Here is a 15,180-nt window from a genome sequence, read left to right as displayed (position 1 = left end):
TCGGCTATGCGTTCAGATAACGAAGCATAGGCAAGAGTGCTGGATTGTCAGGTTTATGTAGTCGAGTCTGGCCATGAAAAAAGCGGCGCCGGTTTTTGCCGGGGCCGCTTTTTTTTTGCAGCTGATGCCTGAAACTTACTTGGCTGCAGGTGCCGCCGCTGCCGTGGCAGGGCGGTTCAGCCACAGGATCCAGTAGCGGGCCAGGTCGCTGACGCCTTCGCCGCCCTGGACGCTTTCCAGTACCTTGATGGCTTCGTCTTTCTTGCCAGCCATTGCCAGCGAATAGCCGAGGCGCAGTTTGGCGTCTTCAGGGCGCTTCAGGCCGCCTTTGGCGATGCCTTTCTGGATCAGGTCGATGCCTTTGTCGAACTGGTCCATCGTGACAAAGGCGTAGCCCAGGTTGACCAGGCCGGTGCCGTCCTTGCTCTTGGTGGCGGCCGCTTCACCGCTGGCAATGTTTTTCGCATCGTCGGCGGCTGCCTTGTTGGCCTGGTCGCGCAGTTTTTTGTGTTTGGCTGCATTGCCACCTTTGCCCAGCACGCCCTTGGCGTAGCCGTCGTCAAGCACTTTTTTCGCTTCGGTCGGGAAGGCGTTGGTCAGGGCGATTTCTGCCATGTCGCTGTAATCGCGTTCCGGCATGACGCTGACGGCCTTGTACTGGAGACGCAGCACGTCGAGCGCAAAGCGGTCCGAGTAGCCGGCCTTGCCTTGTACGCGGCCCAGCAGGTCGATCCAGTAATCATCGGACGGGTAGTAGCGCACCAGGTTTTCCATGGCGACCAGATAGGTGGCGGGCTCCTTGCTCTTCGAGCCGGTATTGGCCAGCAGTTGCAGTTCCTCCAGGGTCGGCGTCTGGCCGGCCTGCTGCTTGGCGGCCAGGTCGGCCATCAGTTCCTGCTTGGCGCGCGCGAAATCGTTGCCGAAATAATAGGCACGGATAATGTAAGGACGCACGCTGGCCACGTCGCCGGTTTCCGTCTGGTAGCGCGTGAACCATTTGATCGCGTTCGGATAATCCTTGGCGTTGTAGTGGTAGTTGGCCAGCGCCTGGATAAAGTCGCCTTGCGATTTTTTGTCGAGCTTGCCCGATTCGATCACCGCTTCGAGGGCCGGCATGGCCATCGCCGCATTATTGGTGGTCGAGGCCAGCGCCACACGCAGGCGGTTGATGACAAAGGTTTCATACGGTGTCAGGGCCGGAGTGGCGGCGGCCTGGTCGATGCGGCTTTGCACATCGGCGTAGTTCTTGGCATCCATCGACGCCTTGACGGCGGCCGGGTCGAGCAGCTTGAAGATTTCAGGGCGTACCGTGTCGGCCGGTGCGGCGGCAGGTGTACCGGCGGCGGGCTTGGCGTCCTGGGCGTGCGACAGGGCAGGCAGGACATTGAGACCGATGGCGGCCAGGAGCAGGCTGATACGGGCAAGACGGAATTGGGACATGGGTGATCCTTCAATCAATAACAAAAAGATGCCCCCGGCAATCACAGCTGCGGATTGCGCGACGGCAATGCTTGGGGCAGGGATTCTGGGCAAAACACATATTCTGCCATTCTGGCCCCGCAAGTCCAAGGGTGCCAGCATGGTCAACAAAGGCTATTGTCACATAAACTGCGGCGGCAGGGGCGCCTGGCGTGTGCGGCAGGGCCTTGCCCGTGGCGTCCATATATCCTGCCTGCTTGAGCGTGCTTAACTGGTCCTGGTGACTTTGCTCAAATGCCGTGGCGCATCCGGATCCATGCCGCGCGCGGCCGCCAGCTGGGCCGCCATCACGTAGAAGGACTGGATGGCGACGACAGGATCGAGGTCCGGCGTGGCGGCCACCGGCAGGGTCAGGTTGCGTTCAGGCACGTCGTCGGGCGCCGCCAGCAGCACTTTCGCGCCGCGTCCACGCATATCAAGCGCCAGTTGCAGCAAGCCGGCCTGGGTCGGTCCGCGCGTGGCAAAAATCAGCAGCGGATAGCCGTCCTCGATCAGCGCCATCGGACCGTGCTCGATCTCGGCGCCGGAAAACGCTTCGGCCTGCAGGGCCGAGGTTTCCTTGAGTTTCAATGCCGATTCCAGCGCCACTGGAAAGCTGATGCCGCGTCCGACCACCATGATATTGCGCGCCGGCGCAAGCACCTCGACCGCCGGCGACCAGTCCATGCGGGCAGCGCCTCGCAGTGCCTCGGGCAGCGCTGCCAGGCCGGCCAGCAGTTCGGGGTCGTTCTGCCACTGCGCCACCATGCGCGCGCCGGCCACCAGGCTGGCGATGAAGCTCTTGGTGGCAGCGACGCTTTTTTCCTTGCCTGCCCGTAGCGGCATCGCCCATTCGGCGGCGTGCGCCAGCGGCGAGTCGATATCGTTGACCAGCGCCACGGTGGTGGCGCCGCCGTCGCGGAAGTACGTGATCGGTTCGACCACGTCCGGGCTCTGGCCCGATTGCGAGATCGAGATGGCCAGCGTGTCGCGTGTTTTCAAGGGCGACTTGTTCAAGGTCACCAGCGACATCGGCAAGGACGCCACCACGCGTCCCAGGCGCGCCATGATCAGATAGGCCACGTAGTTGCAGGCGTGGTCCGAGCTGCCGCGCGCAATCGTCAGCGCGGTGGAGAACTGCGTGCTCCTCAATTTGCGGCCCAGTTCCGCGTAGCGCTCGCCGTCGCTGGCCAGTTGCAGGGCGACGCATTCGGCGGCAGAAACGGCTTCTTCAAGCATCATTGAGGTCACAGAGTTCTCCTTCTATATAAACGGCTTTAAGGTTGAGATCACGGTCGAGCACGACCATGTCGGCGTAGGCGCCGGGGGCCAGTCGGCCGCGCTCTTGCAGGCCCAGGTAATCGGCGGCATTGGTCGAGACGCGCCGCGAGGCGTCGGCCAGGTCCAGCCCCAGCCCCACCAGGTTGCGCAGCGCCTGGTCGAGCGTCAACGTGCTGCCCGCCAGGGTGCCGTCGGGCAGGCGCACGCCGCCCATGCACTTTTGTACGGCTTGGCGGCCCAGCATGTATTCGCCGTCCGGCATGCCGGTGGCGGAGGTCGAATCGCTGACGCAGTACAGGTGGGGAATTGCGCGCAGCGCCGTCTTGATGGCGCCCGGATGCACGTGCAGCAAATCGGGGATCAGTTCCGCATATTGCGCATGGGCCAGGGCGGCGCCCACCATGCCCGGCTCGCGGTGGTGCAGGCCGCTCATGGCGTTGAACAGGTGGGTGAACCCCGAGGCGCCGTGTTCGAGCGCGGCCACGCCATCTTCATAAGAGCCCAGGGTGTGGCCGATCTGCACGCGCACGCCACGCTGCGCCAGTTGGCGCACCAGGTCCAGGTGGCCGTCGATTTCCGGCGCGACCGTGATCACGCGCAGCTGCGCCAGGGTTTGCAGCCGTTCGATTTCGGCCAGGGTAGCGGCGCGCGCGTAGTTCGGCTGCGCGCCCAGCTTGCCGGAATTGATGTATGGGCCTTCCAGATGGGCGCCCAGCACACGCGCCGCGTTGGGGCGGCGCTGCTTTGCCGCCGCGCCGATGGCGCTCAAGGCCATGTCGATGTCTTCGGGCGGCGCCGTCATGGTGGTGGCCAGCAGGCTGGTGGTGCCGTGGCGCGCATGGATGGCGGCGACATCATGTACCGCGTCGCCGCCCTCCATGATGTCGCGGCCGGCGCCGCCATGCACATGCAGGTCGATAAAGCCGGGCAGGATATAGTCGTCGCCGTTCTGCGACGGGCGGTGCGATGCGCCGTTGATGCTGGCCACGCGCTCGCCAAAAGCGATGGCGCCGTGGACCCAGCCGGCGGGGGTCAGGATATTGCCCTGGATAGTAGTACTGCTCATCTGCGTGACTCCGCTACGAATTCATCATAATTAATGCTGCAATACGAGTGGGTCAGCCCCACCGCTGCCGTCCAGGCGCTGGCGCACCAGGCGCAGGGCGCCAGCCGCCGAATCGCCGTGCGCCGGTACCACTTTTTGCAGCAGTGCCTGTGGCAGGTAGGGGCGCAAGGGCGCGGCCAGGCCGCCGCACAGCGCCACCGGCAAGCTGCCTTGCGGATCGAGCGCCTGGGCGATCAGCGCGACCTGGCGGCCCGCTTCCATCAGCAGGCCATGCGCCATGGCGTCGCTGGCGGCGTGTTCCAGCACCACCCGCGCCAGTTGCGCATAGGTGGTTTGCGTGGCGGCCGCCAGCCAGGCCTGCATGGCGTCGCGGTGGCCGCCGCAGGTGTCGACAATGGCCGTGGAAAAATCGCTGGCGCGCACGCGGCCGTCGACGGCTTGCTGCGCATGGTTGACTGCGCGCATGCCGATCCAGGCGCCGCCCGCTTCGTCGCCGGAAGGAAAGCCCCAGCCGCCCACTTCCCGGCGGCTGCCGTCGGCATGCAGCACTTCGCCCACGCTGCCGGTGCCGATCGCCACGATGGCGCCTGCCTGGCCGCCGTGGGCGCCGAGCAGGGTGGTCAGGGCATCCGATTCCAGCGCCACGTGGGCATAGCCGGGATTGTGTTCGATAAAGCTGGCGGCCCACTGTTTGTTGTGCACGCCGGCCAGGCCCAGGCCGATCGCCATCTGCTGCAGGGGCGCTTGCGCCAGGCCTGCCTCGGCAAAGGCCAGCCCGACCGCCTGCGCCACCGATGTCCATGCCTGTGCGATGCCGTGCGCGAGACCGGACGGCCCGCTGCGACCCTGCGCCAGTTGTTGTCCGTCGTGCCGCGCCAGGCGTACCCGGGTGCCGCTGCCGCCGCCGTCGACGCCAATTATGTATTCGATCATGTGTAGTTCAGCCATGGTGGAGGGGGCGAAAAAGCTGAAAGCACTATAGGGTTGGTGTACGGTGCTGTCAACAGGTATTTAAGTGGTATTGTATCTGGTAGCTGCGGCTTTCTCTCTGTTTAATATAAGTATATGTTTATAAAGGAATTTTTGTGTTTTGAAAAATGGTATTGATGTGGACTTGTTCAAGTCCACTTTTCAATGCCACAAGCCCGCTGGCACCCGCGCCGCGCAAATAGCTGCTTGGCAGCGCGTGCCGTCCGGAGTACAGTCCGCCTTTTACATCTGAAGCTGGAAGAGCACATGAACGACAAGACAGCAAAAAGCGACTATTGGGATGACTGGCAACAAGCGGCGCTGGCCGCCGGCGTATCAAAGCCCCTGGCAGCGCTGGGCATGGAACTGATGCGCACGCATCGCAAGAACCGCTGGCCCAAGGATTTCCTGGGCCGCGAAAGCGATGGCGAAGTGATGATTGCGATGTGCCTGGAAGACGAGGCGGAAACGGAACTGTTCTTTATCGAGAATCTGTATCCCTACGATACGGCACTGATCGAAAAGACCAAGCGCCGCCTTTGCCTGCACTGATTGTTTCCACGCTGATTTGCACGCCGATTGCGTGCATTTCCACGGCACGGTGTCATAATGGTCCACGCATCCCCAACCACGTACGGAGTACACCATGAGCAAGGCACAAGACAGCAAGAAGGAAGCCAAGAAGGAACCGGCTAAATCCATGAAGGAAAAAAAGGAAGCGAAGAAAGTCAAGAAAGAAGAACGCAAGCATTAAGCCATGCGCGCGCACTGCTTGCTGCCCGCCCGGCGGCCGCTGGCCGTGCTGGCGCTGCTGTTGCCGGCCATGTTGGTGCAGGCGCAGCCCAAGGCGCCACCATCGACCTTCGGGCAGGTGGTGGGCAACGCCGTGCTGTGCCTGGACCAGATCGACAACAAGTCGTTTTATTCGTATCTGCTGACTGCCTTCGGCCCGGCCTACAAGCACGAGGGCGGCGCCTACTGGTTCCGCACCGAGGCCGTGTTGTGGGGCGCGCCGGTAACGGACGTGATCGTCAGTGACGACACCAGCCCGCTGGTCTTCATGGGCGTGGTGGCCGATTCGACGCCGGAAAAGCTCGAGCCGGCGATCCGCGCCGTGTCCGGCATGCGCTTCGACAAACTCGATTATTCCGCCCATCCTGTCCGTGGTTCCCAGCCTGGCAGTAAAATCGTCTACTTTCGCACCAAGGCCAAAGTCTATTGCGCCAAGTACAAGCCATTGCCGCCGCTTCATACCCGCTAGGCATGGCCTTGTGCAGTCGCCTTGGCGCATTTTGATCGTCCCACCGCAGGGTCTCCATGTACACGCATTATTTCCAGCTCAAGCAATCGCCGTTTTCGATCGCCCCCGATCCCCGCTATCTGTTCATGAGCGAGCGCCACCGCGAAGCGCTGGCGCACCTGCTGTATGGCGTGGGCAGCGGCGGCGGGTTCGTGTTGCTGACGGGCGAGATCGGCGCCGGCAAGACTACCGTTTGCCGTTGCTTCATGGAGCAGATCCCCGACAATTGCCAGTTGGCCTATATTTTCAATCCCAAGCTGTCGGTCGAGGAATTGCTGCTGTCGATCTGCGAAGAGTTCCGCATCGCGCCGCCGGCCGGCGCGGGGAGCGTGAAAAGCTATGTCGACGCCATCAATGTGCATCTGCTGGCCAGCCACGCGCAGGGCAAGAACAATGTGCTGATCATTGACGAGGCGCAAAACCTGTCGGCCGCCGTGCTGGAGCAATTGCGCCTGCTGACCAACCTGGAAACGAGCGAGCGCAAGCTGCTGCAGATTATCCTGATCGGCCAGCCGGAACTGCGCGCCATGCTGGCCCGGCCCGAGCTGGAGCAACTGGCGCAGCGCGTGATCGCGCGCTACCACCTGGGCTCGCTGTCGGCGCCCGAGACAGCCAGTTATATCCAGCACCGCCTGGCCGTAGCCGGCAGCACCGCGCGCACGCCGTTCGGGCCGCAACTGATGGCGCAGATTCACAAGCTCAGCCATGGCGTGCCACGCCGCATCAACTTGCTGTGCGACCGCGCGCTGCTGGGGGCATATGTGGAAAATCAGCCGCAAGTGACGCGCCAGATCCTGCGCCGCGCGGCTGCCGAAGTATTTGCCGAAGCGGGCACCGCCGCGCCAGCCGCTGCCAGCGGCTGGCGCTGGCCGCAGCTGGCCGGCGGCGTGCTGGCCGGTGCCCTGGCGACGGCGGCGCTGGCCTGGCATTTCATGCCCTTGAAGCAATCTGCTGCGCCCATGGCGGCCGCAAGCAAGCCGGTGGCCGCTGCATCGGCCCCGGTCCCGGTGCCGGCTCCGGCCACCGCTGCACCGGACCGCGATGCCTTGCTGCGCCAGCTGGCCACGCTGTGGGGCGAACACTTGCCGGCAGGCGACGCTTGCCAGGCTGCTGCCCGCGCTGGCCTGCGCTGCCTGCAAAGCCGTGGCGGCGTGGCCGAATTGCGTGTGCTGGATCGTCCCGCCATGCTGGTCTTGCGCGGCAAGGATGGCATCGGTGAACAACTGGCGCTGCTGTCCCGCGTGCAGGGCGACAGGGCCAGCGTGCAGATCGATGGCAAGCCCGTCTCCATGGCAGTAGCCGAACTGGCTCAGCGCAGCGACGGCGATTTCGTTACTTTCTGGCGCGCGCCACGCAACTGGCGCGATGAAGTGCCGGTGGGCGCGCGTGGCCCGGACGTGGACTGGCTGGCGGCGCGCCTGGCGCAGCTGCATGGCTTGCCTGCGCCTGCCAGCGACCTGCCGCTGGACACGGAGATGCAGCGTTTGCTGCGCGAGTTCCAGCGCAGCCAGAACCTGAAGGCCGATGGCCTGGCGGGACCAAAAACATTCATGCGCCTGATGCAACTGGGCGACAACACGGAGCCGCGCCTGCTGCCCGTGGCGACCACCGTGGCGGGGAAATAAATGTCGTATATTCTTGAAGCACTGAAAAAATCGCAAGCCGAACGCCAGCTCGGTGAATTGCCGTCCATCCATGCGCCGCAGGTACAGTTGCAGCCGGCGCCGGACACGAGCCGCCCGGTACGCCTGCCGCTGTGGGCAGGACTGGGTGCCGCCTGCGCCGTGGCAGCCGTCTGGTGGTGGTGGCCAGCGAAGACCGGCGTGGCGCCAGCACCGGCGCCGGTGGTTGCGGTGGCGCCTGTCCCGGTCCCGGTCCCGGCCCCGGCCCCGGCCCCGGCTCCCGTTACGCCGGTCATTGCGCCGCTGCCTGCGCCGCTGGTCGTCAAGGCGCTGCCGCCACCGGTGGTCAAGGCCAGTGCGCCACCAGCGGCGCCAGTCGTGACTCCGGCGCCGGTGGAAGAAATCACGCCGGGCCTGCGCGATCTGCCCGAGCCGATACAGCGGCAGATCCCGCCGATCGCCCTGGGCGGCTACATTTATTCAAAAGATCCGGCCGACCGGCTGCTGCTGATCGACAAGGTGCTGCGCCATGAGGGCGAAGAAGTGGCGCCGGGGCTGGTGCTGGAAAAACTGCAACCGAAGGCGGCCATCTTCAGTTTCAAGGGCTATCGCTACCGCATGCCGTACTGAGGGTCAGTCGGCCGGCCGCTATAATGCGGCTATCTTAGCGAGGAACTCACACGATGGACCAAGCGACATCCGCTTTTATGCCTGCCCACCCGGTACTGGGCGTGGTGGGCCGTTCCGGCAGCGGCAAGACTACCTTGCTGGAATATGTGGTGCAACAGATGGCGGCACGCGGCCTGCGCGTGAACCTGATCAAGCACAGCCACCATGACCTGGCGCTGGAGCCGCCACAAAAGGACAGCGCCCGCCTGCGCATCGCCGGCGCGGCCGAAGTGCTGGTAGCATCACCGTATCGTTTTGCCATCGTCCACGAGTTGCGCGGCGCGCCCGAACCGAGCTTGTCACAGCAACTGGCCCGCATGGGGCCGGCCGACCTGACCCTGGTGGAGGGCTTCAAGACCGATCCCATCGCCAAGCTGGAAGTGTTTCGGCCGGAAGTGGGACAGTCGCCCTTGTACCCGCATGACGCGAGCGTGATCGCGGTGGCGTCGGACGCACCGGCGCCGCCCGATCTGCGCGACGGCGTAGCCTGGCTGGACTTGAATGATCGTGCGGGCGTGCTAAGCTGGATATTGAAGCGGCTGGAAAAATAAGGCTAAAGTATTGCGTCGGCTGGTCGTTAATCCTGGTAGACCTTTAATGGATGGAGAGACTCATGGACGTCGGAAGCATTGCACAACTGTCAACCACGATGGCCGAGACCGGCACTCGCCAAGCCGTGGGCATGGCCGTCCTGAAGAAAGCCCAGGACATCCAGAGCTCGACCGCAACCGCCCTGATCGAAGCGTTGCCGCCCGTGCCAGCCGCGCCCAGCCTGCCGTCGCACTTGGGCAACCGCATCAACACGACGGCCTGAGTCCTGACCAGCCTGGCCGGTTCACGCTGCCGCCGTTCTGGCCGCAGCGTGCGTCTGCATTGAAGGATTTCCTTCTTTTTCTGCGACAGCGTAGAATCGGCTATCGCCTATTTTACGAAAGACTCCCATGAACAAACGTCACGCCCTCGTTGCCGCCGCCCTGGCTGGCCTTTGCGCCACTTCGGCTTCCAGCGCCGCAGACCATGATGCAGCCGCTGCCGGCGACAAGGAAAAATGCTATGGCGTTGCCAAGGCAGGCCAGAATGACTGCGCCTCGTCCGATGGTGCGCACTCCTGCGCCGGCCAGGCCGCCAGCGACAGGCTGCCGACCGAGTGGGCCTACGTTGCCAAAGGCACGTGCGAGCAGGCAGGCGGCGCCCTGAAGCCTGTCAAGGCGGGCAAGAAAACCGCGTCGCCGGCGAAGCAGCAGTCATAAACCGGCAGGCCATGGCGCAGCCCGTCCATGCGCTGACTGGCGTGGGCGTCGGCCTGCGCGCTGCGCATTACCGCGACTTTCTCGACGGCCGGCCTCAGGTGGACTGGCTGGAAGTGCATACCGAAAATTATCTGTCCTGCTCGGGCCGCGACTGGCATGTGCTGCAGGCCGTGCGCCAGGATTATGCGCTGAGCCTGCACGGCGTGGGCCTGGGCCTGGGTTCGGCGCGCGGTTTTTCCGAAGATCATCTGGAGCGGGTGCGGCTGCTGGCCCAGCGTATCGAGCCGGCGCTGATATCCGAACACCTGTGCTGGGGTGCGGTGGTAGGGCGGCAACTCAACGATCTGCTGCCACTGGCGCTCGACCATGCTGCGCTGGACTTGCTGTGCGCCAGGGTAGGGCGGGTGCAGGATGCCCTGCGCCGTCCCATCCTGCTGGAAAATGTATCGACCAGCGTGCGTTTCCACGCGGATGCCATGAGCGAAGCCCAGTTCCTGGCCGAACTGGCGCGCCGCAGCGGCTGCGGCCTGCTGCTCGACGTCAATAATCTGTATGTGAACCAGTGCAACCACGGTGAAGATGCGCTGGCTGCCTTGCTGGATATTCCCGTCGGTATCGTTGGCGAAATGCACTTGGGTGGCCATCTGGTCACGCCGCGCGCGGTAATCGACCACCACGGCGCCGCCGTGGCCGAACCCGTTTGGGCCTTGTACCAGGCGGCCCTGCAACGCTTTGGCCAGGTAGCAACCCTGATCGAATGGGATACCGACGTGCCCGAGCTGGCTGTGTTGCTGGCGCAGGCCGACCGTGCGCGCGCCATCCAGCAACAGCATCAGAACGCGGTGTCATGGCGCGGTTCGGTGATCACCGCCATGGCGCCAGTGATCGATGAGCACCTGGCGGCCAGCCAGCAAGTATTTGCCGACGCGCTGCTTGACATGACGCAGGCGGACGCAGCGCTCCAGCTATGCCGTGGCGCGCTGGTCGAAGAAAGGCTGGGTTTGTATCGCGGCAATCTGAACGCCACCTGGCGCCGCGTGCTGGGCCAGGTGTATCCGGTGCTGCTGGCGCTGGTGGGCGAAGAATTCTTTGCCGGCCTGGCGCGCGAATACGGCCGGCGCTACCCCTCGCAAGATGCCGACCTGAACCGGTTCGGCGACGGTTTTGCCACTTTTCTTGCTGCCTTTGCGCCAGCGGCGCAATTACCATACTTGCCCGATATGGCGCGGCTGGAATGGGCGCTGCACCTGGCCCATTATGCACCCGACGCGCCAGGCTTGCCGGCGGAAGCGCTGGCCAGCCTGCCGCCGGAGCAGCTGGAAGCCTGCCGCTTTACCCTGCATCCGGCGTGCACATTGATTCGTTCCGATTGGCAGGTGGTGGCGCTATGGCAGGCGCATCAGCATGAAAATGCGGTATTTCCACAGCAGATGGCTGCCACCAGTCATGCCCTGGTGTGCCGGCCACGGTGGCGGGCGCAGGTGCTGGCGCAGGATGCGGCCGCGCATGCGGCGCTGCTGCGGTTAATGCAAGGGAAAAATTTTGGCGCGGCGCTGGACGCCGCCTTCGCAATCGACGCGGATTTCGATCTTGGCGGGCAATTGCGACTGTGGCTGAAGCATGCGGTGCTGACGGCCGTGCTCGCGCCTGAACAGGGCTATTGAAAGGCGCGCAGGATGCGCGCTTCACCCGTCTGGTCGTGGTACCTGGCGTTGGCCGCCAGGGTGGCATCCATCATGCGCGCCAGTTGTTCGTCTTCGAATTGCGCCAGTTCGGCGGTGGCCGCCACCAAGGCTACTTCCAGCTTGGCGCGCGCACCCTGGTACAAGGTGCTGGTGTATTTGTCGGTGCTGCGCAATAAATCTTCCGCATTTTCTATGACCTGGCGCAAATCGGCGATCAATCGCTGCTGGCTGCGCGTGCCGTGTTCGGCATTGTCCATGACCATCCTTCCGCTTGTTGATGAATATATGGTAAAAATATAAACATAGGCAAACCAGCCGGGCAGGTTTTGATCTGGCGCAGGAGCGCGTTAAACCGGCCTCAGGCGGGCGCCACTACGGTAATGCGGATATCGGCCACGCTGACAACCTGCCCGGCGCGGATCTTGGCCGTCTTGCGCAACTCCTTCTTGCCGTCGACCTTGACCACGCCGCTGTCGACCATGACCTTGCCCGCGCCGCCGCTGTCGCACAAGCCGACCAGCTTGAGCAGCTGGTTCAGCTCGACGAACTCAGATGTCAAATCAAAGCTTACTTTTTGCATTCTATCCCCAATCACAATAATGTGTTTTCAACACTGTGCAGCCCAAAAAAGGGCCAAACAGCCAGTTTACATGGTTGCAACCAGGTATGCGAAAGTTGCCTTAAGTTTTGTTCGGACGCGTCATGTCGAGCGGCACGATCCACTCGGCAAATTGTTCTTCCGTCACGAAGCCCAGGCTCAAGGCTGCTTCTTTCAAGGTCGTGCCTTCATGCTGTGCCTGCTTGGCGATCTGCGCCGCCCGGTCATAGCCGATATGCGGCGCCAGCGCCGTGACCAGCATCAAGGAGCGCTCCATCAGTTCGGCGATGCGCTCGCGGTTTGGTTCGATGCCATGTGCGCAATGCTCGTCAAAGCTGCGCATGCCGTCACCGAGCAGGCGCGCGCTTTGCAGGAAATTGTGCGCGATCAGCGGCTTGAACACGTTCAGCTCGAAGTTGCCCGAGGCGCCGCCCACCGTGATGGCGACATCATTGCCGAAGACCTGGCAGCACAGCATGGTCAGCGCTTCGCACTGGGTCGGATTGACCTTGCCCGGCATGATCGAGCTGCCCGGTTCGTTTTCGGGTATCGTGATTTCACCGAGGCCAGAACGTGGGCCAGAGGCCATCCAGCGCACGTCGTTGGCGATTTTCATCAGTGCGGTTGCCAGGGTTTTCAGCGCGCCATGGGCTGCCACCAGCGCATCATGGGCGGCCAGGGCGGCGAACTTGTTGCTGGCGCTGGCAAACGGCTGGCCCGTCAGGTGCGCCAGCTCGGCCGCGATGCGCTCGGCAAATTCGGCATGGGCGTTCAGGCCGGTGCCCACCGCCGTGCCACCGGCGGCCAGCTGCAGCAGCGGCGGCAGCGCGGCCTCGATGATGTGCTCGGCAAATTCCAGCTGGGCTGCGTAGCCCGAGAATTCCTGGCCCAGGGTCAGTGGCGTGGCGTCCTGCAGGTGAGTACGGCCGATCTTGACGATGTCGGCAAAAGCGGCTGCTTTCCCTTCCAGAGTGGCGCGCAGCTGGCGCAGTGGCGGCAATACCGTGTTGGCGACGGCCAGCGCGGCAGCCACGTGAATGGCGGTGGGGAAGATGTCGTTCGAGGACTGGCCCAGGTTGACGTCGTCGTTCGGGTGCAGCAGGCGCTCGGCGCCACGCAGTCCACCCATCAGCTCGGAACCCCGGTTGGCCAGCACTTCGTTCATGTTCATATTGCTTTGCGTGCCAGATCCGGTCTGCCAGACGGCCAGCGGAAACTCGGTCGGGTGCTGGCCGGCCAGTACTTCGTCGGCGGCTTTGGTAATGGCGACGGCTTTTTCACCGCTCAGCAAGCCCAGTCCCAGGTTGACGTGGGCGGCCGCGCGCTTGACGGTAGCCAGCGCGGCGATCAGTTCAGGCGGCATCTTTTCCGTGGAAATATGGAAGTGCTCAAGCGAGCGCTGTGTCTGCGCGCCCCACAATTGACCGGCGGGTACGTCGATCGGGCCAAAACTGTCGCGTTCGATTCTGCTGCTCATGGCATCCCTTTCATCTGTGTTGGTTGATCGAGTGTACTCCAGGCGCCAAAAATGCACAGCGCAGTCGCTTGCGCCTATATTTTTTCTATTTCCTGCCGTTAACAAGATACGTTGTCACTTGTTCCTGTTGTCAAAGCGATTATTTCATGCCGAGCATAGTCTTTTCCCGCTGGACCGCCATCCTGTGCGCCACCGCCTGCCTGGCCATGCCGCTCGCCTTTGCGGCCGAACTGGGCGAGATCAGCGTGCAGTCGCATGTGGGCCAGCCCTTGTCGGCCGATATCGAATTGACGGCGCTGGCGCCCGACGAGCTGCAGGGCCTGTCGGTGCGCCTCGCGTCGAACAATGTCTACGAAGGCGGCGGCATCGCCATGGACGCCGCACTGCAAACCCTGGCCATCAGCCAGGTGGAGCGCGACGGCCGGCGCTTTGTCCGCCTCAGCACGCGACAATCGATCAATGCCGGCCATGTGCATGTGTATTTAATGCTGGGCAATGGCAGCCGCAGCATCGTGCGCCTGGCCACCGTCTGGCTGACGCCGGCGCCACCAGCGCCTGTCCCTGTCCCTGCCCCTTTTCTTGCGCCCGCGCCCAGGGTCATGCCGCAATCACCCGTGCCGGTCGTTGTTCCCAAGCCCATCGCGGTGCCGGATGCTGCCGCCCTGGCCGCGCGCGCCCGCGCCGAGGGCATGCTGCGCCCGTCGGCCGTGTTTGTTGCGCCACCGGTGGCGCCAAAACCGGCGTTCGTGCCGGTTTCGCCGCCACCGCTGCGCCGCGCCGCTGCGCCGGCAGCAGCCTGTGCGCCGCAGGCGGCCGGTGTGCCGGCTGCGGCGTGTGTGGCGCTGGACCGGCAAAACACGGCCTTGAATGAGAAGATCGGGGTGCTGGAAGGCAAGGTCTCGGTGCTGCAGCAGGCGCTGGCTGCGCCCGCTGCTGCGGCCCCTGCGCCAGCCGCCTCGGTGTCGCCGCATGTCAAGGCCAAGGCAGCGGCAGCGGAAAGGAAAGCCGGCGGCAATGGCATGCTGTGGCTGGGCCTGGGCATCGTGCTGTTCCTGCTGGCGACGGCCCTAGTTGTCTATATCCTGCGCAAGCGCAGGGGGCGTCCTTTAGCCGTGACCAGGCCGCCATCGAAATACTGGGTCTTGCTGCGCAAGCCGTTTCGCCGCAAAACGACGCCGGTGGTGCCGCCTGGCGATACCGTGCCTGAACGCGAGGAGCCGGCTCTGGCACCGGAGCCTTTTTCGCGCTAAGGGGTCTGCAGCGCTTGCGACAGGCGTAAAAAAAGCGCCCGCAGGCGCCGTCGACTTCGGTACTGATCAAACTGTTTATCGGTGCGCGCGCGGTGCCGGCATGGTCCTGGACAACTGCGCCATCCATGGTTCGGTGATATTGCAAATGGCGCGGTCATTGGCCAGGATCTGCTTGATCAGGTCGAACTTGCGTGCCCGATGGGAACCGGACAAGGCAGGCACGGCGCCGATCAGGGTGGCACTGGCTGCGCTGGCGCATTGATTTTCCAGCGCGTTCAAGCTTTCCCAATCCTCCGCGCATGCGGCCGCGACCATTTTATTGGTCAAGCCGGCAATATTTTCATACATCGAAAGCACGTCGTTGGAGTTCATGAGCACACCTGTATTTTTATCAATGGTTTTACGCTTGTCCAGATTAACGACCACTTTGGACAGAACTTGAGGTTTTTTTTGAAAATAATTCAAAATAATTTCCAGGTTTCCTCAAACTGCCCGCAAAGCCGCATGAATGCTTGCGGGCGTCTAAAATGGCGGCATCTTTTACGGAAGCGCCAT

Annotated in this window: 17 protein-coding genes; 9 read left to right on the top strand and 8 right to left on the bottom strand. The window is 63.5% G+C overall.

Annotated elements, in window-relative coordinates; genetic code table 11:
• Positions 1–135 precede the first annotated feature (135 nt).
• The 4 genes from ACQ4WM_RS11585 to ACQ4WM_RS11570 all read right to left on the bottom strand — a co-directional run bounded on the left by ACQ4WM_RS11585 (position 136) and on the right by ACQ4WM_RS11570 (position 4,738).
• Positions 136–1,440: a hypothetical protein gene (locus tag ACQ4WM_RS11585; protein ID WP_436546821.1), complete on the bottom strand. Its 1,305-nt coding sequence runs from the start codon at positions 1,438–1,440 to the stop codon at positions 136–138.
• A gap of 246 nt (positions 1,441–1,686) precedes the next feature.
• Positions 1,687–2,700, bottom strand: coding sequence for an SIS domain-containing protein (locus tag ACQ4WM_RS11580; protein WP_436547035.1), 1,014 nt, complete (start codon positions 2,698–2,700; stop codon positions 1,687–1,689).
• Positions 2,690–3,805 carry an N-acetylglucosamine-6-phosphate deacetylase gene (gene nagA / locus ACQ4WM_RS11575; RefSeq protein WP_436546820.1) on the bottom strand — a complete coding sequence of 372 codons (1,116 nt, stop codon included), beginning with the start codon at positions 3,803–3,805 and terminating at the stop codon, positions 2,690–2,692. Before nagA ends, ACQ4WM_RS11580 begins: the two co-directional genes overlap by 11 nt.
• Before the next feature lie 30 nt (positions 3,806–3,835).
• On the bottom strand, positions 3,836–4,738 hold the full coding sequence (locus ACQ4WM_RS11570; protein ID WP_436546819.1) for a glucosamine kinase nucleotide-binding domain-containing protein: 903 nt from the start codon (positions 4,736–4,738) through the stop codon (positions 3,836–3,838).
• A 303-nt stretch (positions 4,739–5,041) separates the two neighbouring features.
• Between ACQ4WM_RS11570 and ACQ4WM_RS11565 the strand changes: the two genes are divergently transcribed.
• The 8 genes from ACQ4WM_RS11565 (at position 5,042) to bufB (ending at position 11,279) form a co-directional block, all read left to right on the top strand.
• A complete protein-coding gene (locus ACQ4WM_RS11565; protein ID WP_436546818.1) occupies positions 5,042–5,326 on the top strand; it encodes a hypothetical protein in 285 nt (94 codons plus the stop codon).
• 205 nt (positions 5,327–5,531) lie between these two features.
• Positions 5,532–6,035: a hypothetical protein gene (locus ACQ4WM_RS11560; RefSeq protein WP_436546817.1), complete on the top strand. Its 504-nt coding sequence runs from the start codon at positions 5,532–5,534 to the stop codon at positions 6,033–6,035.
• Between the two features lie 56 nt (positions 6,036–6,091).
• Complete coding sequence (locus ACQ4WM_RS11555) at positions 6,092–7,699, top strand: ExeA family protein (protein ID WP_436546816.1); 1,608 nt, start codon at positions 6,092–6,094, stop codon at positions 7,697–7,699.
• Positions 7,700–8,326, top strand: coding sequence for a general secretion pathway protein GspB (locus tag ACQ4WM_RS11550; protein ID WP_436546815.1), 627 nt, complete (start codon positions 7,700–7,702; stop codon positions 8,324–8,326).
• 53 nt (positions 8,327–8,379) lie between these two features.
• Positions 8,380–8,916 (top strand): molybdopterin-guanine dinucleotide biosynthesis protein B, encoded by a 537-nt coding sequence (gene mobB / locus ACQ4WM_RS11545; protein ID WP_436546814.1) that lies wholly within the window; start codon positions 8,380–8,382, stop codon positions 8,914–8,916.
• 62 nt (positions 8,917–8,978) lie between these two features.
• A complete protein-coding gene (locus ACQ4WM_RS11540) occupies positions 8,979–9,179 on the top strand; it encodes a YjfB family protein (protein WP_436546813.1) in 201 nt (66 codons plus the stop codon).
• A 127-nt stretch (positions 9,180–9,306) separates the two neighbouring features.
• On the top strand, positions 9,307–9,615 hold the full coding sequence (locus ACQ4WM_RS11535) for a BufA1 family periplasmic bufferin-type metallophore (RefSeq protein WP_436546812.1): 309 nt from the start codon (positions 9,307–9,309) through the stop codon (positions 9,613–9,615).
• Positions 9,616–9,626: 11 nt separating this feature from the next.
• On the top strand, positions 9,627–11,279 hold the full coding sequence (gene bufB, locus ACQ4WM_RS11530; RefSeq protein WP_436546811.1) for an MNIO family bufferin maturase: 1,653 nt from the start codon (positions 9,627–9,629) through the stop codon (positions 11,277–11,279).
• Here bufB and ACQ4WM_RS11525 read toward each other — a convergent pair.
• From ACQ4WM_RS11525 to fumC, 3 genes are all read right to left on the bottom strand, one after another.
• Positions 11,273–11,557 (bottom strand): hypothetical protein, encoded by a 285-nt coding sequence (locus tag ACQ4WM_RS11525; protein WP_436546810.1) that lies wholly within the window; start codon positions 11,555–11,557, stop codon positions 11,273–11,275. The genes bufB and ACQ4WM_RS11525 overlap by 7 nt on opposite strands.
• Positions 11,558–11,658: 101 nt before the next feature.
• Positions 11,659–11,880, bottom strand: coding sequence for an RNA-binding S4 domain-containing protein (locus ACQ4WM_RS11520; protein ID WP_065308061.1), 222 nt, complete (start codon positions 11,878–11,880; stop codon positions 11,659–11,661).
• Positions 11,881–11,980: 100 nt separating this feature from the next.
• The gene (gene fumC, locus ACQ4WM_RS11515) at positions 11,981–13,375 is read right to left on the bottom strand and encodes a class II fumarate hydratase (protein ID WP_436546809.1); all 1,395 of its coding nucleotides are present in this window, start codon (positions 13,373–13,375) and stop codon (positions 11,981–11,983) included.
• A gap of 146 nt (positions 13,376–13,521) precedes the next feature.
• On the opposite strand from fumC, the gene ACQ4WM_RS11510 reads away from it, so the two are divergent.
• Complete coding sequence (locus ACQ4WM_RS11510; protein ID WP_436546808.1) at positions 13,522–14,625, top strand: type IV pilus assembly protein FimV; 1,104 nt, start codon at positions 13,522–13,524, stop codon at positions 14,623–14,625.
• A 75-nt stretch (positions 14,626–14,700) separates the two neighbouring features.
• Here ACQ4WM_RS11510 and ACQ4WM_RS11505 read toward each other — a convergent pair whose 3' ends face one another.
• Positions 14,701–15,090, bottom strand: coding sequence for a flagellar protein FliT (locus tag ACQ4WM_RS11505; protein WP_436546807.1), 390 nt, complete (start codon positions 15,088–15,090; stop codon positions 14,701–14,703).
• Positions 15,091–15,180 lie beyond the last annotated feature (90 nt).

The organism is Janthinobacterium longum (assembly GCF_051380735.1).
Classification (GTDB): domain Bacteria; phylum Pseudomonadota; class Gammaproteobacteria; order Burkholderiales; family Burkholderiaceae_D; genus Janthinobacterium.
Note: the sequence above shows the minus strand (reverse complement) of the source record. Positions and strands in the feature narration are given on the sequence as shown.

Excerpts from the sequence above, each read along its gene's own strand:
- ACQ4WM_RS11585 (WP_436546821.1), bottom strand. The coding sequence starts at position 1,440 with ATGTCCCAATTCCGTCTTGCCCGTATCAGCCTGCTCCTGGCCGCCATC.
- ACQ4WM_RS11580 (WP_436547035.1), bottom strand. The coding sequence starts at position 2,700 with ATGATGCTTGAAGAAGCCGTTTCTGCCGCCGAATGCGTCGCCCTGCAA.
- nagA (WP_436546820.1), bottom strand. The coding sequence starts at position 3,805 with ATGAGCAGTACTACTATCCAGGGCAATATCCTGACCCCCGCCGGCTGG.
- ACQ4WM_RS11570 (WP_436546819.1), bottom strand. The coding sequence starts at position 4,738 with ATGATCGAATACATAATTGGCGTCGACGGCGGCGGCAGCGGCACCCGG.
- ACQ4WM_RS11565 (WP_436546818.1), top strand. The coding sequence starts at position 5,042 with ATGAACGACAAGACAGCAAAAAGCGACTATTGGGATGACTGGCAACAA.
- ACQ4WM_RS11560 (WP_436546817.1), top strand. The coding sequence starts at position 5,532 with ATGCGCGCGCACTGCTTGCTGCCCGCCCGGCGGCCGCTGGCCGTGCTG.
- ACQ4WM_RS11555 (WP_436546816.1), top strand. The coding sequence starts at position 6,092 with ATGTACACGCATTATTTCCAGCTCAAGCAATCGCCGTTTTCGATCGCC.
- ACQ4WM_RS11550 (WP_436546815.1), top strand. The coding sequence starts at position 7,700 with ATGTCGTATATTCTTGAAGCACTGAAAAAATCGCAAGCCGAACGCCAG.
- mobB (WP_436546814.1), top strand. The coding sequence starts at position 8,380 with ATGGACCAAGCGACATCCGCTTTTATGCCTGCCCACCCGGTACTGGGC.
- ACQ4WM_RS11540 (WP_436546813.1), top strand. The coding sequence starts at position 8,979 with ATGGACGTCGGAAGCATTGCACAACTGTCAACCACGATGGCCGAGACC.
- ACQ4WM_RS11535 (WP_436546812.1), top strand. The coding sequence starts at position 9,307 with ATGAACAAACGTCACGCCCTCGTTGCCGCCGCCCTGGCTGGCCTTTGC.
- bufB (WP_436546811.1), top strand. The coding sequence starts at position 9,627 with ATGGCGCAGCCCGTCCATGCGCTGACTGGCGTGGGCGTCGGCCTGCGC.
- ACQ4WM_RS11525 (WP_436546810.1), bottom strand. The coding sequence starts at position 11,557 with ATGGACAATGCCGAACACGGCACGCGCAGCCAGCAGCGATTGATCGCC.
- ACQ4WM_RS11520 (WP_065308061.1), bottom strand. The coding sequence starts at position 11,880 with ATGCAAAAAGTAAGCTTTGATTTGACATCTGAGTTCGTCGAGCTGAAC.
- fumC (WP_436546809.1), bottom strand. The coding sequence starts at position 13,375 with ATGAGCAGCAGAATCGAACGCGACAGTTTTGGCCCGATCGACGTACCC.
- ACQ4WM_RS11510 (WP_436546808.1), top strand. The coding sequence starts at position 13,522 with ATGCCGAGCATAGTCTTTTCCCGCTGGACCGCCATCCTGTGCGCCACC.